At 72.0% G+C, this 19,952-nt stretch carries 12 protein-coding genes and 1 tRNA gene; 7 read left to right on the top strand and 6 right to left on the bottom strand.

The genetic code is table 11. The annotated features are described in order from the left end of the window. Positions 1–45: 45 nt before the first annotated feature. Positions 46–1,494, bottom strand: a complete 1,449-nt coding sequence (glmU, locus tag AB0D53_RS22805) for a bifunctional UDP-N-acetylglucosamine diphosphorylase/glucosamine-1-phosphate N-acetyltransferase GlmU (RefSeq protein WP_362449382.1) — start codon at positions 1,492–1,494, stop codon at positions 46–48. Positions 1,495–1,603: 109 nt separating this feature from the next. Then, a tRNA-Gln gene (locus tag AB0D53_RS22800) sits at positions 1,604–1,674 on the bottom strand. Positions 1,675–2,345: 671 nt separating this feature from the next. On the opposite strand from AB0D53_RS22800, the gene AB0D53_RS22795 reads away from it, so the two are divergent. Continuing rightward, positions 2,346–3,662 carry a histidine kinase gene (locus tag AB0D53_RS22795; protein WP_362449380.1) on the top strand — a complete coding sequence of 439 codons (1,317 nt, stop codon included), beginning with the start codon at positions 2,346–2,348 and terminating at the stop codon, positions 3,660–3,662. 212 nt (positions 3,663–3,874) lie between these two features. Here the strand turns inward: AB0D53_RS22795 and AB0D53_RS22790 are convergent, their stop codons facing one another. Further along, the gene (locus AB0D53_RS22790) at positions 3,875–4,408 is read right to left on the bottom strand and encodes an SUKH-3 domain-containing protein (RefSeq protein ID WP_362449378.1); all 534 of its coding nucleotides are present in this window, start codon (positions 4,406–4,408) and stop codon (positions 3,875–3,877) included. Positions 4,409–4,418: 10 nt separating this feature from the next. Continuing rightward, positions 4,419–4,943, bottom strand: coding sequence for a YwqJ-related putative deaminase (locus AB0D53_RS22785; protein WP_362449376.1), 525 nt, complete (start codon positions 4,941–4,943; stop codon positions 4,419–4,421). 314 nt (positions 4,944–5,257) lie between these two features. On the opposite strand from AB0D53_RS22785, the gene AB0D53_RS22780 reads away from it, so the two are divergent. The 3 genes from AB0D53_RS22780 to AB0D53_RS22770 all read left to right on the top strand — a co-directional run bounded on the left by AB0D53_RS22780 (position 5,258) and on the right by AB0D53_RS22770 (position 9,932). Next, positions 5,258–6,235: an SMI1/KNR4 family protein gene (locus AB0D53_RS22780; RefSeq protein WP_362449373.1), complete on the top strand. Its 978-nt coding sequence runs from the start codon at positions 5,258–5,260 to the stop codon at positions 6,233–6,235. A 5-nt stretch (positions 6,236–6,240) separates the two neighbouring features. After that, positions 6,241–8,832: an SUKH-4 family immunity protein gene (locus AB0D53_RS22775; RefSeq protein WP_362449371.1), complete on the top strand. Its 2,592-nt coding sequence runs from the start codon at positions 6,241–6,243 to the stop codon at positions 8,830–8,832. Positions 8,833–9,038: 206 nt separating this feature from the next. Next, positions 9,039–9,932, top strand: coding sequence for a cellulose-binding protein (locus AB0D53_RS22770; RefSeq protein WP_362449369.1), 894 nt, complete (start codon positions 9,039–9,041; stop codon positions 9,930–9,932). Positions 9,933–10,124: 192 nt separating this feature from the next. Here the strand turns inward: AB0D53_RS22770 and AB0D53_RS22765 are convergent, their stop codons facing one another. Both AB0D53_RS22765 and AB0D53_RS22760 read right to left on the bottom strand, forming a co-directional pair. After that, positions 10,125–11,744 carry a cation acetate symporter gene (locus AB0D53_RS22765; RefSeq protein ID WP_362449367.1) on the bottom strand — a complete coding sequence of 540 codons (1,620 nt, stop codon included), beginning with the start codon at positions 11,742–11,744 and terminating at the stop codon, positions 10,125–10,127. Then, a complete protein-coding gene (locus AB0D53_RS22760) occupies positions 11,741–12,145 on the bottom strand; it encodes a DUF485 domain-containing protein (RefSeq protein WP_362449365.1) in 405 nt (134 codons plus the stop codon). The genes AB0D53_RS22765 and AB0D53_RS22760 overlap by 4 nt, the downstream gene beginning before the upstream one ends. A 535-nt stretch (positions 12,146–12,680) precedes the next feature. Between AB0D53_RS22760 and AB0D53_RS22755 the strand changes: the two genes are divergently transcribed. From AB0D53_RS22755 to mfd, 3 genes are all read left to right on the top strand, one after another. Next, complete coding sequence (locus AB0D53_RS22755; RefSeq protein WP_329815219.1) at positions 12,681–13,469, top strand: ABC transporter ATP-binding protein; 789 nt, start codon at positions 12,681–12,683, stop codon at positions 13,467–13,469. Continuing rightward, a complete protein-coding gene (locus AB0D53_RS22750) occupies positions 13,466–16,051 on the top strand; it encodes an FtsX-like permease family protein (RefSeq protein WP_362449362.1) in 2,586 nt (861 codons plus the stop codon). The genes AB0D53_RS22755 and AB0D53_RS22750 overlap by 4 nt, the downstream gene beginning before the upstream one ends. A 315-nt stretch (positions 16,052–16,366) precedes the next feature. Continuing rightward, positions 16,367–19,909, top strand: a complete 3,543-nt coding sequence (gene mfd, locus AB0D53_RS22745; protein WP_362449360.1) for a transcription-repair coupling factor — start codon at positions 16,367–16,369, stop codon at positions 19,907–19,909. The last annotated feature ends 43 nt before the right edge of the window (positions 19,910–19,952 follow it).

Here is a 19,952-nt window from a genome sequence, read left to right as displayed (position 1 = left end):
TGAGCATCTATCACGGTACGCCGTGCACGGCGTACCTGTTTCCGGTCAGCTTTCGCTGTCGCGCTCCGATACGGCGGCCTGAGCCGCCTGCGCGGCGCCGCTTCCCGGACGCTTGCGAGCCACCCAACCCTCGATATTCCTTTGCTGGCCGCGGGCGACGGCCAGCGAACCGGGCGGTACGTCCTTGGTGATGACCGAGCCTGCGGCGGTGTAGGCGCCGTCCCCGACCGTGACAGGCGCCACAAACATATTGTCCGAGCCGGTACGGCAGTGGGAGCCGATCGTGGTGTGGTGCTTGGCCACACCGTCGTAGTTCACGAACACGCTGGCGGCACCGATGTTGGTGTGGTCGCCGATCGTCGCGTCACCGACGTAGCTCAGGTGCGGGACCTTGGTGCCCTCGCCGATCGTGGCGTTCTTCATCTCCACGTACGTACCGGCCTTGGCCTTGGCGCCGAGCCTGGTGCCGGGCCGCAGATAGGCGTACGGACCGACCGTGGCGCCCTCGCCGACCTCGGCCCCGTCCGCGACCGTGTTGTCCACGCGCGCGCCCGCGCGCACGACGGTGTCCTTGAGCCGGGTGTTGGGGCCGACCTCGGCGTCCTCGCCGAGGTGCGTGGCGCCGAGCAGCTGGGTGCCCGGGTGCACGATCGCGTCCCGCTCGTAGGTGACGGTGGCGTCGATCAGTGTGGACGCCGGGTCCACGACGGTCACACCGGCCAGCATGGCCCGCTCCAGCAGCCGCTCGTTCAGCAGCCGCCGGGCCTCGGCCAGCTGGACCCGGTTGTTGATGCCGAGGATCTCGCGGTGGTCGCCGGCCACCGAGGCGCCGACCCGGTGCCCGGCCTCGCGCAGGATGGAGAGGACGTCGGTGAGGTACTCCTCGCCCTGGCTGTTGTCGGTACGGACCTTGCCGAGGGCCTCGGCGAGCAGCCGGCCGTCGAAGGCGAAGACCCCGGAGTTGATCTCCCGGATCTCGCGCTGGGCGTCGGTGGCGTCCTTGTGCTCGACGATCCCGGTGACCGCGCCGTCGGCCGGGTTGCGCACGATGCGTCCGTAGCCGGTGGAGTCGGGGACCTCGGCGGTCAGCACGGTGACGGCGTTGGAATCGGCCGTGTGGGTGGCGGCCAGCGCGACGAGCGTCTCACCGGAGAGCAACGGGGTGTCGCCGCAGACGACGATCACGGTGCCGTCGACGGTGCCGCCCAGCTCGTCGAGCCCGACGCGCACCGCGTTGCCGGTGCCCTTCTGCTCGGCCTGGTGGGCGGTCCGCAGCCGGTCGTCGACGGCGGTGAGGTGCGCGGTGACCTGCTCGGCGGCGTGGCCGACGACCACGACGAGGTGCTCGGGGTCCAGCTCGCGGGAGGCGGCGACGACATGTCCGACGAGCGAGCGACCGGAGATCTCGTGCAGGACCTTGGGGGTCTTCGACTTCATGCGGGTGCCCTCACCCGCTGCGAGGACGACGACGGCTGCCGGGCGTTCGGAGCTCACAGAAATGCCCTTCGGCTTCGGGTGGTGGACACCCGAAGGATACCGGGGGGCTGGTGGGCGGACATGGGTGAGGGCCCCGGCCTCAGAGGTCGGGGCCCTTGCGTCTGAGCTCCCCTGCCAGGATTCGAACCCGGACAAATGGCACCAAAAGCCACTGTGCTGCCATTACACCACAGGGGATGGCAAATGCGGTCGAATCGGACAGCTCGCCGGCTGGCCGAATGTGCGGCACCCAACACTATGCCGTACCAAGTGCCTTCCACGCGACGATAAGGATCAGCGCTTTTGGTGACGTGGATGATCAGGCATCCGCGGTAGGTCTCGGTGGTGTTCCCGCGCGTGGTCCAGGGGTTGTGCCTCTTCAGGGTCGCTCTCTGGAATGTGGAGGCGGGAACGCCCGCCGGGCCTGCCCGGAATCGCTCGGCCTCTGCGACGTTCCCCGACTCGTGGATGCCGACCCGGAAGCGCATGCGCTCGCGCGGAACCCCGAGCGGGTCGAGCCGGTGCGGGTGCAGCGTGATCGTGTCGGGGTCGCTGTCGATGAACTGGAGGCTCTCTCGACGGCTGTACGTCTTGTCCTTGGAGCCTTCCGGCCCAGTCCCTGATCTGCCGCAGGCCGAGGCCCTCCCGGCGAAGGGCGGCCGCCTGCTCGCGCAAGCCATCGAAATCCGCATATCTGCTCGTGATTTCCGTCATGTGTCGAGCGCCGTCCGGAATGCGGACGTCCGGTGTGAAAGCCTGCTCGATTCGCCATTTCAAGCGATAACTTGCTGTTTCGCCTCCGTTCTGCATGCGGACGTGCTGTCCCGGTCGCCCGAAAATGAGGTGCGCCCGCCCGTAGGGTGGGCGGTATGACCGCAACGGGGGCAGACCGGGAGGCGGCGGGAGGGACCACCCGCGGCTACTGGTGGTGGGAGCGGCGGCGCAGTGTCGCCCTGGATGTGGGGCTCGGGCTCCTGTCGGCGCTGGAGTGCGCGCTGGAGGGGGTGTCGTTCGCCGGGGACACCGGGTTGCCGGTGCCGCTGGGGGTGCTGTTCGGGCTGCTCGCGGGGTCGGTGCTGGTGCTGCGGCGGCGGTGGCCGATCGCGGTGGTGCTGGTGGCGATCGCGACCACGCCCGCCGAGATGGGCTTCCTGATGGGGCTGGTCGGCCTCTACACGCTGGCCGCCTCCGACGTGCCGCGCAGGATCACCGCGGTGCTCACGGGGATGTCCTTCGCGGGGACGTTCATCGTCACCTATGTACGGCTGCGGCAGAGCGTCGCGGAACAGGACGACTTCGGGCCCGGCGACTGGTACGTGCCGCTGATCTCGCTCTTCATGTCCCTGGGGCTCACCGCGCCGCCCGTGCTGTTCGGCCTCTACATAGGGGCCCGGCGGCGGCTGATGGAGAGCCTGCGGGAGCGGGCGGACTCGCTGGAGCGGGAGTTGTCGCTGCTCGCCGACCGGGCGGAGGAGCGGGCGGAGTGGGCGCGTACGGAGGAGCGCCACCGGATCGCCCGCGAGATGCACGACGTGGTCGCCCACCGGGTCAGCCTGATGGTCGTGCACGCCGCCGCGCTCCAGGCCGTCGCGCCGAAGGACCCGGCGAAGGCGGTGCGGAACGCGGCGCTGGTCGGTGACATGGGCCGGCAGGCGCTGACGGAGCTGCGGGAGATGCTCGGGGTGCTGCGGGCCGGGGAGTCGGTGACGGCCCGGCCGGCCCAGGTGCCGCTGGCCTCGGTCGGTCAGGCGGCGGCCGCCGCGGCCGCCGCCGCGACGGAGGACGGGCCGCGGCTGCACGAGGTGGAGACCCTGGTGGGGGAGTCCAGGGCGGCGGGGATGACGGTGGAGCTGTCGGTGGACGGCGAGGCGCGCGCGTATCCGCCCGAGGTCGAGCAGACGGCGTACCGGGTGGTGCAGGAGGCGCTGACGAACGTTCACAAGCACGCGGCGGGCGCGAAGACGTGGGTCCGGCTGGCGCACCGGGGCGCGGAGGTCGCGATGCAGGTGGAGAACGGCCCGTCGGACGCGGCCACGGCGGACGCGGGGCTGCCGAGCGGCGGCAACGGTCTGGTCGGTATGCGCGAGCGGGTGCTGGGGCTCGGCGGGGTCTTCGTCTCGGGGCCGACGGACGCGGGCGGCTTCCGGGTGTCGGCGGTGCTGCCCGCCCAGGAGGAGGCGGCCTGAGCCGTGGGACCGGCCGGGCGTCGTACGGATAGTCGTACGGATACGGGGCCCGGCGGTCTTGTGGGATGTCGTACGGGCGGGCCGGCCCGGCGGTCTTGTGGGGTGTCGTACGGGTGGGTCGGCCCGGCCGGGCCTGTGGGGTGTCGTAGGGCTGTGGGACCAGCGGTCCCGTGGGGCGTCGCACGGGTTCGGGACCGGCCGGTCCCACGGCCTCAGCCCGATACGAGGCGTTCCGGCTGGATGCCGGCGATCAGGGTCGCCAGGGCCTGGTCGATGTCCGGGCCGAGGTACCAGTCGCCGGTGTGGTCGATGCTGTAGACGCGGCCTTCGGTGTCGATGGCCAGGACCGCCTGGCCGTCCCCCTCTTCGCCCAGGGGGCTGACCTCGGTCTCCAGCGCCCGGCCGAGGTCGCCGAGGGTGCGGGCGAGGTGGAGTCCGCTCAGCGGGTCGATGCGCACCGGGGCGGGTGCGATCTGGCGGCCCGGTGCGGACGCGGTGATGCGGAGCCCGCCGAATTCGGCCCAGGCCTCCACGGCCGCGGGGAAGACCGCGTGCTGGTGGCCGGCGGGCGAGGTGTGCGAGCGCAGTGCGTCGGCCCACTCCTCGGCCTGCCGGATGTCCCAGCGGCCGGGCTGCCAGCCCGCGGTGCGCAGGGCGGCGTCGACGGCGACGGGGAAGCGGGTGGAGGCGTGCCGGTCGCGTTCGGCGGGGCCCGTCTGTTCGGGCAGGTCGGTTCGGTCGCGCATCGGCGTGCGGTCAGCCCTTCTCGGCGGTGGTCGCCGCCCCGGTGGTCGTGAGGTCGACGGGACGTACGCCGAAGTGGGCGAGCATCGCCGTGCAGGAGCGGCACGGTGGCGCGTAGCTGCCGTGCATCGGGTCGCCGTCCTCACGGATGCGCCGTGCGGTGAGCCGCGAGTGCTTGAGGGCGCGCCGGGCCTCGCCGTTGGTCAGCGGCTTGCGCTGGGCGCGCTTGGAGCGGGTCGACTCCGCGGCGGTGAGCTGCCGGGAGACCAGTATCGCCTCGGGACAGCGGCCGGTGAAGCGTTCGCGCCGGCTGCTGGGGAGGGTGTCGAGGAAGTCCTGGACGAGCGGGTGCAGCACGGGGGGCTGGTCGCCCTTGCCCGCGGTGCAGGTCAGTGTCTCGCCGCGTACGGACAGCGCCGCCGCGACCGCGGGCAGGATGCCGTCGCGACGGTGGTGCAGACGGGGTGTGCGGTCGGCGTCGGTGCTGCTCCAGCTGAGGCGCGGATCCCCGGATGTGACTGATTGTGAAGTGTGCATGGTGCTTTCCCTCCCGTGCCCGCAGCGGTAGCTGCGCGATGTGCACGCCCCCGAGTTGCGGTGACAGCCTGCCAAATGTCCCGGCTGGTGGGGAAGCTGGGGCGGTGAAACGTGTCTCCGTGTCGCCGGACGGGGGCGGCTGCGTCGCTCGTCCGTCACGCGGGTGTGACGGTTCGTGACGGATGCGGAGGGGGAGCCGTAGGACAGGTCACATGGGCGAGACCCGCCCTTGCGCCACCGCATAGGCTGTGGCCGGACCGTCCCCCTCGGGCAGGCCGGTCCTCACCAGCCAGACGCAGCAGGGGGCAACCGCCATGACGACAGGTCGGCCCGGGCAGCAAGCCGCGCCACCGAACGCGGCCTACGCCGGGCAGCTCGTGCATTTCCCGGACCCGGTCCGGGCGTCCCGCCATCCCGGTGGTGTGCGTATGGACGGGAACGGCAGCCCGGGCTTCGCGCCGTACGCGCGTGCCGCCGCCGAGATCGCCGAGCCGCCGCAGGGCTTCGGGGTCGACGAGCTGCGGCTCACCGACTACGTCTCGGCCAACGCGGCGCTGGCGGCGAGCGGCCACGAGCTGTGGGACACGATCCCGGCGGTCGCCACTCCGCACGGCTGGACGTGGCACCACGTGCCCGGCGGCCGGCGCATGGAGCTGATCCCGGTCGAGGTGAAGGCGCTGCTCAGGCACCACGGCGGCCTGGCCGCCACAGCGGTCGACCACGGCAAGCGGGGCACCCGCCCGTTGCAGGAGACCCGGCCCGCGCACTTCCGGCTGCCGAAGGGCGCCGTGTCGGTGAGCGAGGCAGCGGTGCTGAACGTCGAGGAGGACCTCGGCTACCGGCTGCCCGGCGCCTACCGTTCGTTCCTCAAGGCGGCGGGCGGTTCGGCGCCGGTCGGCGCGGCGCTCGACGCGGAGCTGGGGCTGCTGGTCGACCAGCCGTTCTTCACGGTGCGCGAGCAGGCCGCCGTGAACGACCTGGTGTACGTCAACAAGTGCCTGCGTGACCACCTCACCAAGGACTACCTGGGCGTCGGTTTCGTCCAGGGCGGCATCATCGCGGTGAAGGTGAAGGGCAACGGTGCCGGCTCGGTCTGGTTCTGTGCCTACGACGACGCCCGGGACCAGGACGGCTGGACGGTGCAGGAGCGGGTGGACCGGCTGCTGCTGCCGTGCGGTGGTGACTTCGACGCCTTCCTCCAGCGGCTGGCGGGCAATCCGCCGGAGCTGGAGACCGTGGCGAACCTGATGGTGGACGGCGGCTTCGCGCGGGCCGTCCCGGTGGAGGGGTGAGCGCGATGGTGACCTTCGCACAGGCGCAGGAGCGCGCGGACGAGTGGATCAACGGCGAGGTGGCCGCGTACCAGCACCGTGAGGTGCGGGTGCGGGAGTTCGAGCTGGGCTTCGTGGTGTGGGGCGAGGACCGCCCCGAGGGCCCGGTCTCGGACGGTGGCAGGCAGCGGCTGGTGATCGCCCGGGACAGTGGTGAGGCCACCCTGTGGCCGGGGCTGCCGGTGGGCGAGGTGATCCGGCGGTACGAGGAGGAGTACGGCGCGCAGGCGACGGTCGCGGCCGCTCCGGAGCCGCCGCAGCGCATCGACCTCAATCAGACGTCGTTCCTGTTGAGCCCCCCGGAGTGGCTCCAGGAAGCGGCGGACAAGCTGGGCATCCCGGACCGCCGGGAGAGCCGGGACCAGGGCCGGGACGCCGCACCGCCGGATTCGCCCGGCGGGCGGGTCGCGTACGAGCCCACGGCGAACGACGGTGTCCCGGTGTCCCCGCCGAACGTGCCCGCCGGGTCCACCCCTTGGGCCGGTACGGACACGAACGCGGGATCCGACGACGGGGCGGTGCCGTTGCCGGCCACGGTGTTCGCGCCGCCGCTCTCGGGTTCCGACGACGACGGCACCCCGCCGCCGGTGGTGCCGGCCGATGCGCCGACCGCCCTGATGTCGGGCGGCAGCCAGCTGCCCCGGACGGCGCTCGTGCCAGGTCTGGGGCCGCAGGGAGGCGCTCCGGGCGTTCCTCCGGTCGCTCCGGGCGTTCCTCCTGTTGCTCCGGGCGTTCCTCCGGTCGCTCCGGCGCCGGGTGTTCCGGGCCAGGGTGGTCCGGGGCCGGGTGCCGGTGACATCGCCGATGCGGCCACCAGCAAGGCCGCCGTGCCGCCGCGTGGTGCGCGCGGCGGCCCCTCGGCGCCTCCGCCGCCCGGTGCCCCCGGTACCCCGGGTGCCAGGCCGGGCCCGCCCGTGCCGCCGCCCTCGGGTCCGGGTGCGCCCGGTGCCCCGGCGGGCGGGTACCTGCCGACTCAGCTCGCCCCCCAGGCGGGGCCGCCCGGTGCTCCGCTGCCGCCGCCGGGTGCTCCGCTTCCGCCTCCGCCGCCTGGCTCGACGCCTCCGCCCGGTGGTGGGGTGCATCATGCCGCGACGATGCTGGCCGATCCGAGCATGGGTGGCCCCGGTGCGCCGCAGCCCCCCGGCCCGCCCGGTGTTCCGGGTGCTCCCGGTGCTCCGCTGCCGCCGCCGGGTGCTCCGCTTCCGCCTCCGCCGCCCGGTTCGACGCCTCCGCCCGGTGGTGGGGTGCATCATGCCGCGACGATGCTGGCCGATCCGAGCATGGGCGGCCCGGGTGGGGTCCGGCCTCCCGGTGCTCCGGGTGCGCCGGGTGTCCCCAGTGCGCCCGGTGTCCCCGGTGCTCCGCTTCCGCCTCCGCCGCCCGGTTCGACGCCTCCGCCCGGTGGCGGTGTGCATCATGCCGCGACGATGCTGGCCGATCCGAGCATGGGCGGCCCCGGTGCGCCGCAGCCCCCCGGCCCGCCCGGCCCGCCCGGGATGCCGCAGGGCGGCGCCCCCGGCCCCGTACCGCCGAATCCGCACACCCCGCCGCCGGCGTACGGCTATCCGCAGGCGCCGGCCGGTCAGCCGACCGTCGGCCCCGGCTACCAGGCCGTGCTGCGCTACCGCGCGCCCGACGGCAGCGAGCAGCAGCTGATCCGGCGCTCGGCGCCCGGCACCCCGCACCCCGAGTGGCAGATGCTGCACGAGCTGCGGGCGATGAACGTACCGCCGCAGCAGGTCATCGAGCTGCACACCGAGCTGGAGTCCTGCGAGCTGCCCGGTGGCTACTGCGCGCGGATGATCCGTGAGACCTGGCCGCAGGTGCGGATCACCAGCGTCGCCCCGTACGGCACCGACCACGCCAGCCGTCAGCAGGGCATGCAGCATCTGCTCACCCACCAGGGCGAGCTGCACCAGGTGGCGGACGGTCCTGCCCGCCCGGCGCCGGTGCGCGCCCCGCTGCCGCAGATGCCGCCCGCGATGGCGGTGCCGCCGGAGGCCGTGGCGGACGAGCTGCTGCAGGCCTTCGGGCCGCAGGGCATCTGCCGCTTCGACCAGCGCGCCGTCTCCCGCCAGGGCGTGCCCGAGACCGTGGCGCGGACGCTGATGTGGGCGGGGCTGCCCGCCGACTTCGGGCCGTTCTTCTGGGCGCAGCCCGGTCAGCCGGTGGTGCCGACGCTGGGCGAGCTCGCCGCGCAGCGCCAGGTGCAGGCCGCCCCGGACGCCGGGTCGTACCTCGTCATGGGGTCCGACTTCGGGCGGGCGATCTGTGTCCAGTACGGGACCGCGAACATCGTGGCCGTGCCGGTCGAGGCGGGGCCGGGCGGTCAGTCGGCGGCGCCGCAGTTCGTGAACACCGGGCTGCCGGAGTTCCAGCGTTCGATGGCACTGCTCGGCCGGATGTGGCGGCTGCGCTTCGGGCTCAACCCGGAGCAGGCGGGCCGCTGGACGGTCGACTTCCAGGCCCAGCTGGTGGCGCTGGACGCGGCGGCGCTGGCGTCTCCGGAGAGCTGGTGGTCCGTACTGCTCGAACAGATGTGGGACGGGCTGATCTGACCCGGCGGATCCCACGGACGGCGCCCGGCTCCCCGGAAGGGGGCCGGGCGCCGTGCTGTCTGCTCCGTGTTGTCCGTGTTGCCTGCGTTGCCTGTGATGCCTGTCGCTTCCGTCCGGAAAGCAGCTGATCGATTCCGATTTCTGTACTAATTGCCGCATCCTTGACCTATTGCTGATGGTCGGAGAGTCGGAAAGAGGCTTCAAGGATGAGTTCTGCACCGGTGTCCGCGCATGGCTTCGTCGGCGTACGGGGACGTGGCTACCGCCCGGAGCAGGTGGACCGCGCGGTGGCCGGGCTCTCGGCGGAGCGGGACGCGGCGCTGGACGAGGTGTCCCGGCTGACCGCGCTGGTGGAGGAGCTGTCGGCGGAGTCGGTCCGGCTGAGCGAGGTCGTCGCCACGCTCGCCCCGCAGAACTACGAGTCGCTGGGCGGGCGGGCCCAGCAGATCCTGGCGCTCGCCGAGGGCGAGGCGGAGACCGTACGGGGCGCCGCCCAGGAGGAGGCGCAGGGGCTGCAGGAGGCGGCGGAGGAGGCGGGCCGCGGGATCCGGGCCTCGGCGCGGGCGGACTCCGAGGCCATGCGGGCAGCGGCCGTGGCCCACGCCGACGAGACGCTGTCCACGGCCGGGGACGCCGCCGGGGCGGCCGTCGCCGAGGCCCGTGAGGAGGCCGCGGAGGTACGGGAGGAGGCGGAGTCCATGATGGCCGCGACGGTCCGCCGTACCGAGAGCGTCCTCGCCCACCAGGAGCAGGAGCACGCCGAGCGGTGGCAGACGGCCGAGCGTGAACTGGCCGATGCCGAGGCCGCGCAGTCGGCGCACCACGACGAGCTGGCCGATCGGGCGGAGGCCCGCCTGGCCGAGGCGCGGCGGGCGCTGGCGGAGACCGAGGAGGCCGTGCGGCACGGCCAGGAGGACGCCGAGGCGCGGGCCGCGGAGCTGATCGCGGAGGCCGGGGTCCGTGAGGAGCGGGTGGTCCGGGAGACGGAGCGGATCGTGCGGGAGCACGAGGAGGGCCGCGAGGAGGTGCAGGCGCACATGGCGCACGTACGCAATTCGCTCGCGGCGCTCACCGGGCGGGTGACGCCGGCGGAGGACTGACCCGGCCGGCTCCTCTCCCGGGTGCCGTGAGGGTGCGAGGAGTTGTCGTGTGCCACCGCGACTCGCTCCGGCCCGCCGAGCGGACAACAACCCACCGACCCCTCGGAGCCGGCCCGGCTGTGGCGCAATTCCGGTACGGCGCGCGGGGGGTGAGCCCCGCGCGCCGTACGGGGCGCTGTCCGGCTGCCGTGTTCAGCGCCGGGGTGCCGGTTGCGCGCCCGCCAGGATCCGGGGCTCCTCGCTCTGGTAGAGCCGGCGCGCGGCGGGGGCGGTGTGGCGGGGGAGGACCGTTCCCAGCCAGCCGGCCAGGAAGCCGGCCGGGATGGAGACGAGCCCGGTGGTGGTGTACGGGAACCAGTTGAAGTCGTGGTCGGGGAAGACCGAGGTGGGTGAGCCGGAGACCAGGTTGGTGCCGGTGATCAGCACCAGGGTGGTGAGGGTGCCGACGATGAGGGTGCAGAGCAGTCCGGTGCGGGTGAAGCGCCGCCAGAACATGCTGTAGACGAGCGCCGGGGCGAACGTGGACGCGCCGACGCAGAACGAGAGCGTCGCCAGCGCCTGTACGTTCCAGTGCCTGGCCACGACGGCGAGAACGGTGGCGAGCAGTCCGACGACGATCGCCGAGAACTGTGCCGTACGCATCTCGGACAGACCCGGCAGAGGCTTGCGGTCCGGGTCGCGCACCCCGTGCAGGCCGTGCGCGAAGAGGTCGTGGGCGAGGGAGTTGGCGCAGGACAGGATCATTCCGGCGACCGAGGCGAGCAGGGTGAGGAAGATCGCCGTCGTCATCGTCGTGATGATCAGGGCCCCCATCCGCGTACCGTTCGCGACCTCTCCGCTGATCTGGAGGATCGCGCTGTTCCCGGACGCCCCGGCGCCGGTGATGACGTCGTGGCCGACGAGGGCCCCCGCGCCGAAGCCGATCACGACGAGCAGCAGGCAGATTGTGGCGACCACCCCGACCGCCCAGGACATCGAGCGCCGGACGGCCTGGGTGGAGCGGGCGCTCGACATCCGCATGGCGACGTGCGGCAGGCAGGCGGCGCCGAGCACCACGGTCAGTTCGGAGCTGACCATGTCCAGTCCGCTGCCGTCGAACTGGAGCCCCGAGCGCAGGTACGCGGCCCCCGCACCGCTGCTCTGCCGGGCGGCCGAGAGCAGCGAATCGGTGTTCCAGTCGAACCGGTTCATGATCAGTACGGCGATGGTGAAGGCGGCCACGAAGAGGACCACGGTCTTCACGATCTGGATCAGCGAGGTGCCCTTCATCCCGCCGATGGCCGCGTAGCCGATCATCAGGGTGCCGAGCCCGATGATGGCGCCGGTGCGGAACCCCGAGGTGTCGAAGCCGAGGATGAAGGCGAGCAGATCGCCGCTGCTGGCGAGCTGGACGACCATCATCGGGACGAGCGCGGCGAGGGTGGCCGCGCAGGCGGTGATGCGGACCGCGCGGCCGGGGGCGCGGCGCACCAGCAGGTCGCCCATGGTGAACCCGCCCGTGTTGCGCAGCGGTTCGGCGAGCAGGAACATCAGCAGGACGAGCGAGAGGGTGATGCTCAGGGCGAGGATCATCCCGTCGTAGCCGGTGAGGGCGATGATGCCGGTGGTGCCGAGCACCGTGGCCGCGGAGAGGTAGTCGCCCGCGAGGGCGAGGCCGTTCTGCAGGGGCGAGAGCGAGCGGGAGCCGGTGTAGAACTCGTCGAGGTCGTCGCGGTCCGGGCCGGTCATCACGCAGAGCAGCAGCGCCACGGTGCCCACGGCGAGGAAGGCCACCAGGGACATCGACTGGGCGGAGTTGTCGAATCCGTTCACCGGGCCGCTCCCGCTCTTCGGATCCGGGCGGCGAGCGGGTCGACCGTGCGCCGCGCGGTCCGCTCGTACACGAGGATCGCGACCAGGGTCACGGGAAGCTGGCAGAGCCCCAGCAGCAGGCCGATGTTGAGACCGCCGAACAGCTGGGTGTCCAGCAGTTCCTTGGCGAATCCTGAGAGCAGCAGGAAGACCACGAAGTAGCCGAGCGCGGTCAGGGCCGCGATGCGCCGCAGCAGCCGGTACGCGGTGCGCAGCCGGCGCAGATCGCTGTGGCGGCCGGGCGCGGGCGCGGGGACACCGGCCGGGTCCGGCGGCGGGTCGGGCGGTGTCCGTTCCGAGCTCTGCCAGGGGAGCAGATAGTCGGGATGGTGGGGGGAGGGGAGCGGATTTCCGTGCGACATCGGGGTGCTGCTCCTTGCGTGGCTCGGGTCCTGGTCTGGACGGCAAGGCAGGAGTGCGGGTGCGGTCGGAAGCGCGAACATTACTCGTGGGTACGGCAGTTGGGGAGAGGGTGGCCTGAATTACCCACGGTAATGGCTCAGTTGCGTGAGGCCCCGTGAATGGAGGGTGACCGGCGGGCGTGGAGCGGTCTTCGGGACATGACCGTGCGGCGACGGCCACTGCACCCTTGGGCCCAGTCCCTGATACCGGCCTCCACCCGGGGGCCGAGACCCTTAGGGGGAGCTCCTTACTTCTGGCCAGGGGTGCTTCCTCCCGGCGGAGGACGTGGCGGCGGGAACCCGTTCCTTACCGTATTCCTACACCGCGAAAAGCGGCTGAATCCCACCGGGGACGCGGTCGCGCACAGGGGCGGGGGTGGGGCAAACCCCACCCGGAGACTGCGCCGGGCACCAGTGCGCAGGGCCTGCTCCCGACACCAGACTTCCGTGCATACGGCGACACATTCCAAGCACTGACCGACATAGGAGAGAAACCGTGACAACGGCTGTGACCATTCCCAGGGACGGGGTTACTGGAGGGCGTACGGCCGTGGCTGCGCGAGCGCGACAGGTCGTCAAGGCGTACGGGGCCGGGGAGACCCGGGTCGTCGCGCTCGACCATGTCGATGTGGACATCGCCCGCGGGCAGTTCACGGCGATCATGGGCCCGTCCGGCTCCGGCAAGTCGACCCTGATGCACTGCCTGGCCGGCCTGGACACCGTGAGCTCGGGGCAGATCTTCCTCGACGAGACCGAGATCACCGGGCTCAAGGACAAGAAGCTCACCCAGCTCCGCCGGGACCGGATCGGCTTCATCTTCCAGGCCTTCAACCTGCTCCCCACGCTCAACGCGCTGGAGAACATCACGCTGCCGATGGACATCGCGGGCCGCAGGCCCGACGCCGCCTGGCTGCGGCAGGTCGTGGAGACCGTCGGTCTCGCCGAGCGGCTGAAGCACCGGCCCACCGAGCTCTCCGGCGGCCAGCAGCAGCGTGTCGCGGTGGCCCGGGCGCTCGCCGCCCGGCCCGAGATCATCTTCGGCGACGAGCCCACCGGGAACCTGGACTCGCGGGCCGGCGCCGAGGTGCTGAGCTTCCTGCGCAGGTCGGTCGACGAGCTGGGCCAGACCATCGTCATGGTCACCCACGACCCGGTCGCCGCCTCCTACGCGGACCGGGTGCTGTACCTCGCCGACGGACGCATCGTCGACGAGATGCACAGCCCCACGGCCGACCAGGTCCTCGACCGGATGAAGGACTTCGACTCGCGCGGGCGGACGTCATGACCGTCTGGAAGACATCGCGGCGGAACTTCTTCGCCCACAAGGGACGCATGGCGCTCTCCGCCGTCGCGGTCCTGCTGTCGGTGGCGTTCGTGTGCGGCACGCTCGTCTTCACCGACACCATGAACACCACGTTCGACAAGCTCTTCGCCGCGACCGCCGCCGATGTCACGGTCGGCCCGAAGGAGCCCGAGAAGGACGACCGGCTCCCGGGCAACGGCAAGCCCGTCACGATCCCCGCGTCCGTCGTCGGGCAGATCGCGAAGGCCACCGGCGTGAAGGCGGCCGAGGGCGGGGTCTCCAGCATGTCCGTCACCGTCGTCGACAGCCACGACAAGAACATGGGCTCGACCACGGGTGCCCCGACGATCGCGGGCAACTGGACGACGAACGAACTGCGTTCGATGGAGATCTCCTCCGGTCACGCACCGCGAGGCCCGACCGAGGTCATGGTCGACGCCGACACCGCCGAGAAGCACCATCTGAAGCTCGGCGACGAACTGCGCACCATCACCGCCAACGGCGACATCAAGGCCGCGATCAGCGGCATCGCCACCTTCAAGGTCACCAACCCCGGTGCCGCGGTCGTCTACTTCGACACCGCCACCGCGCAGACCAAGCTGCTCGGCAGGCCCGATGTCTTCAGCCTGATCTCCGTCACCGCGGAATCCGGCGTGGCCGACGAGCAGTTGAAGAAGAACGTCGCCACGGCGCTCGGCGGCCACTCCACGTACAAGATCCAGACGCAGAAGGAGGCCGCGGACGCCAACAAGGACTCGATGGGCTCCTTCCTCGACGTCATGAAGTACGCGATGCTCGGCTTCGCGGGGATCGCCCTCCTCGTCGGCATCTTCCTGATCGTCAACACCTTCTCGATGCTGGTCGCCCAGCGCACCCGCGAGATCGGCCTGATGCGGGCCATCGGCTCCAGCCGCAAGCAGGTCAACCGGTCCGTGCTGATCGAGGCGCTGTTCCTCGGCGTCGTCGGCTCGCTCCTGGGCGTGGGCGCGGGCGTCGGCCTCGCCGTCGGCCTGATGAAGCTCATGGGCGCCATGGGCATGGAGCTCTCCACCGAGGACCTCACCGTCGCCTGGACGACCCCCGTGGTCGGCCTCGTGCTCGGCATCCTCGTCACCGTCGTCGCCGCGTACTTCCCGGCCCGCCGGGCCGGGAAGGTCTCCCCGATGGCCGCCCTGCGCGACGCCGGAACCCCGGCGGACGGCCGCGCGGGCCGGGTCCGGGCCGCGATCGGCCTGGTCCTCACGCTCGGCGGCGGCGCCGCGCTCCTCGCCGCGACGAAGGCCGACAAGTCGAGCGAGGGCTCGCTCCTCCTCGGCGTCGGTGTGCTCCTCACCCTCATCGGCTTCATCGTGATCGGCCCGCTGCTGGCCGGCTTCGTGGTCCGGGTGCTGAGCGCGGTCATGCTGCGGATGTTCGGCCCCGTGGGACGGCTCGCCGAACGCAACGCACTGCGCAACCCGCGCCGCACCGGAGCGACCGGCGCCGCCCTGATGGTCGGCCTCGCCCTGGTCGCCTGCCTCTCGGTCGTCGGCTCCTCCATGGTCGCCTCGGCCACCGAGGAACTCGACAAGTCCGTCGGCGCGGACTTCATCGTCCAGCCGGCCGGCGGCGACGGCGCACTCATCGTCGACCAGGCCGCGAAGGCCCTGAAGACCGTGCCGGACATCGAGCACTTCACCGGCTACAAGGTCGTGGGCGCCCGGCTGACCGCGCCCGACGGCACCACCGAGAACACGGCCCTGGCCGCCCTCGAACCCACGTACCAGGAGGACGTCCGGCGCGAGACGGTCGCCGGGAAGCTGGCCGACGCGTACGGCAAGGACGCCATGTCCGTCGGCGAGACGTACGCCGCCGAGCACCACATCGAGGTCGGCGACCGGATGACCGTCGCCTTCCGGGGCGGCGAGACCGCGAAGCTGAAGGTCGCCGCGATCACCTCGGACGACGTGAACATCGACAAGGGCGCGATGTACGTCAACATCACGACCGCCGAGCGGTACGTCCCCGCCGACACCCTGCCGCAGGACATGCTCATGTTCGCGAAGGCCGCGGACGGCAAGGAGAAGGAGGCGTACGCCGCCCTCAAGAGCGCCCTGGCCGAGTACCCGCAGTACGAGGTGAAGAATCAGGCCGACTTCAAGGAGCAGCTGAAGGACCAGATCGGCCAGCTCCTGAACATCGTCTACGGCCTGCTGGCACTCGCGATCATCGTCGCCGTCCTCGGCGTGGTGAACACCCTGGCCCTGTCGGTGGTCGAGCGGACCCGCGAGATCGGTCTGATGCGCGCCATCGGCCTCTCCCGCCGCCAGCTGCGCCGGATGATCCGCCTGGAGTCGGTGGTCATCGCGGTCTTCGGCGCCCTGCTCGGCCTCGGCCTGGGCATGGGCTGGGGCACCGCGGCCCAGAAGCTGCTGGCCCTGGAGGGCCTCGGCGTCCTGGAGATCCCGTGGCCGACGATCCTCACGGTCTTCGTCGCCTCGGCCTTCGTGGGCCTGTTCGCCGCACTGGTCCCGGCGTTCCGGGCGGGCAGGATGAACGTCCTGAACGCGATCGCCACGGATTAGCGCGGGCGATCGCCGACGTAGAATGACCCGATCCGGCCCCGGGGTGTTCCTCCAAACACCCCGGGGCCGGATTCGTGCGTCCGGGAGGCGCGCCCCGGGGCCGGGTTCCTGCGGCGCGGTGTCCGGTACGCCGCCCCGGGACACCCCGCCGGGCCGGATTGCGGGCGCGGCTGTCACACCGGAGCCGTACGCTGGAAACCCCCGACCCGTGTGACGTGTCGGGCGCTTCGCGTTGCCCTGCGCGTTGCTCTTCGTGTCGCCCTGGCAGCAGCCGGCTGCCGGACCTCGCCCTCGTTACCCGGACGGAAGCGCTTCATGAGCCTGCACGGTCTGCTGGATGTCGTCGTACGTGACCCGGCACTCTCCGAGGCGGTGAAGGCCGCCGGGGACGGCCACCGGATGCACATCGACCTCGTCGGCCCGCCCGCCGCCCGCCCCTTCGCCGTCGCCGCGCTGGCCCGCGAGACCGGGCGGACCGTGCTCGCCGTCACCGCGACCGGCCGGGAGGCCGAGGACCTGGCGGCCGCGCTGCGCACCCTGCTGCCGCCGGACACGATCGCCGAGTTCCCGTCCTGGGAGACCCTGCCGCACGAGCGGCTCTCGCCCCGCTCGGACACCGTGGGCCGACGCCTCGCCGTGCTGCGGCGCCTCGCGCACCCGAGAGCGGACGACCCGGAGACCGGCCCGGTCTCCGTCGTCGTCGCGCCGATCCGTTCCGTGCTCCAGCCGCAGGTCAAGGGGCTCGGCGACCTGGAACCCGTAGCGCTGCGCAACGGCCAGAGCGCCGATCTCGGCAAGATCGTCGACGCGCTCGCGGCGGCCGCGTACGCCCGGGTGGAACTGGTCGAGAAGCGTGGCGAGTTCGCCGTGCGCGGCGGCATCCTGGACGTCTTCCCGCCGACCGAGGAGCACCCCCTTCGGGTGGAATTCTGGGGCGACGACGTCGAGGAGATCCGCTACTTCAAGATCGCCGACCAGCGGTCGCTGGAGGTCGCCGAGCACGGGCTGTGGGCCCCGCCCTGCCGCGAGCTGCTGCTCACCGACGAGGTGCGGGAGCGGGCCGCCGCCCTCGCCGAACAGCACCCGGAGCTGGGCGAGCTGCTCGGCAGGATCGCCGAGGGGATCGCGGTGGAGGGCATGGAGTCCCTCGCACCGGTCCTCGTCGACGACATGGAGCTGCTGCTCGACGTGCTGCCGAAGGGCTCGATGGCGCTGGTCTGCGACCCGGAGCGGGTCCGCACCCGGGCCGCCGACCTGGTCGCCACCAGCCAGGAGTTCCTCCAGGCGTCCTGGGCGGCCACCGCGGGCGGCGGGGAGGCCCCGATCGACGTCGGCGCGGCCTCGCTGTGGGGCATCGCGGACGTCCGGGACCGGGCCCGCGAGCTGGAGATGATGTGGTGGTCGGTCTCCCCGTTCGCCGCCGGCGAGGCCGACGGGGCCGGCGAGGACACCGACACGCTCAGGCTCGGCATGCACGCCCCGGAGGCGTACCGCGGCGACACCGCCCGCGCGTTCGCCGACACCAAGGGCAGGATCGCCGACGGCTGGCGCACGGTGTACGTCACCGAGGGCCAGGGCCTGGCCTCCCGCACCGTGGAGGTGCTGAGCGGCGAGGGCATCGCCGCCCGCCTCGACCCGGACCTGGCGGAGATCTCCCCGTCCGTCGTCCACGTCTCCTGCGGGGCCATCGACCACGGCTTCGTCGACCCGGCGCTGAAGCTCGCCGTGCTCACCGAGACGGACCTCACCGGCCAGCGCACCGCCACCAAGGACCTGGGCCGGATGCCGGCCCGCCGCCGCAAGACGATCGACCCGCTGACGCTGGAGACCGGCGACTACATCGTCCACGAACAGCACGGCGTGGGCCGCTACATCGAGATGGTGCAGCGCACCGTGCAGGGCGCCACCCGCGAGTACCTCCTCGTCGAGTACGCCCCCGCCAAGCGCGGCCAGCCCGGCGACCGCCTCTACATCCCGACCGACCAGCTGGAACAGGTCACCAAGTACGTCGGCGGCGAGGCGCCCACCCTGCACCGGCTCGGCGGCGCGGACTGGACGAAGACCAAGGCGCGCGCCAAGAAGGCCGTCAAGGAGATCGCCGCCGACCTGATCAAGCTCTACTCGGCCCGGATGGCGGCCCCCGGCCACACCTTCGGCCCCGACACCCCATGGCAGCGCGAGCTGGAGGACGCCTTCCCGTACGCGGAGACGCCCGACCAGCTCTCCACCATCGCCGAGGTCAAGGAGGACATGGAGAAGTCCGTCCCGATGGACCGGCTGATCTGCGGCGACGTCGGCTACGGCAAGACGGAGATCGCGGTCCGGGCGGCGTTCAAGGCGGTCCAGGACGGCAAGCAGGTCGCCGTCCTCGTCCCCACCACGCTCCTGGTCCAGCAGCACTACGGCACGTTCACCGAGCGCTACTCCCAATTCCCGGTCAACGTGAGGGCGCTGAGCCGCTTCCAGTCCGAGACCGAGTCCAAGGCGACCCTCGAAGGGCTCCGCGAGGGCTCCGTCGACCTGGTCATCGGCACCCACCGCCTCTTCTCCTCCGAGACGAGGTTCAAGGACCTGGGCCTGGTCATCGTCGACGAGGAGCAGCGCTTCGGCGTCGAGCACAAGGAGCAGCTGAAGAAGCTCCGCGCCAACGTGGACGTCCTCACCATGTCCGCGACGCCGATCCCCCGTACGCTCGAAATGGCCGTGACCGGCATCCGCGAGATGTCGACGATCACCACGCCGCCCGAGGAGCGCCACCCGGTCCTCACCTTCGTCGGCCCGTACGAGGAGAAGCAGATCGGCGCGGCCATCCGCCGCGAACTGCTCCGTGAGGGGCAGGCGTTCTACATCCACAACCGCGTCGAGTCGATCGACCGCGCCGCCGCCCGCCTCCGCGAGATCGTCCCGGAGGCCCGGATCGCGACGGCCCACGGCCAGATGTCCGAACAGGCCCTGGAACAGGTGGTGGTGGACTTCTGGGAGAAGAAGTTCGACGTCCTGGTCTCCACGACGATCGTCGAGTCCGGCATCGACATCTCCAACGCCAACACCCTGATCGTGGAGCGCGGCGACAACTTCGGCCTCTCCCAGCTCCACCAGCTGCGCGGCCGCGTCGGCCGGGGCCGCGAGCGCGGCTACGCGTACTTCCTCTACCCCCCGGAGAAGCCGCTCACCGAGACGGCCCACGAGCGCCTCGCCACGATCGCCCAGCACACCGAGATGGGCGCGGGCATGTACGTGGCGATGAAGGACCTGGAGATCCGCGGCGCCGGCAACCTCCTGGGCGGCGAACAGTCCGGCCACATCGCGGGCGTCGGCTTCGACCTGTACGTCCGCATGGTCGGCGAGGCGGTCGCCGACTACCGGGCCTCCCTCGAAGGCGGCGTGGAGGAGGAGCCGCCCCTGGAGGTCAAGATCGAGCTCCCGGTCGACGCCCACGTCCCCCACGACTACGCCCCCGGCGAGCGGCTGCGCCTCCAGGCGTACCGCGCCATCGCCTCCGCCACCACGGAGGACGACATCAGGGCCGTCCGCGAGGAACTCACCGACCGCTACGGCAAGCTCCCCGAACCGGTCGAGAACCTCCTCCTGGTCGCGGGCCTGCGCATGCTGGCCCGCGCCTGCGGCGTCGGCGAGATCGTCCTCCAGGGCCCGAACATCCGGTTCGCCCCGGTGGAACTGCGCGAATCGCAGGAGCTCCGCCTCAAGCGCCTCTACCCGAGGACGGTCATCAAGCCGGCCGTCCACCAGATCCTGGTCCCCCGCCCCGCCACCGCCAAGGTCGGCGGAAAGCCGGTCGTCGGCCGCGAACTGCTGGCGTGGACGGGGGAGTTCCTCACGACGATCCTGGGGTCGTAGCCCCGGGACGCTCCTGCCTCGGCCCCGTCGGACGTCCGGCGGG

The organism is Streptomyces sp. NPDC048295, from assembly GCF_040652135.1.
Taxonomy (GTDB): domain Bacteria; phylum Actinomycetota; class Actinomycetes; order Streptomycetales; family Streptomycetaceae; genus Streptomyces.
This window is presented reverse-complemented; position numbering and strand designations above follow the sequence as displayed.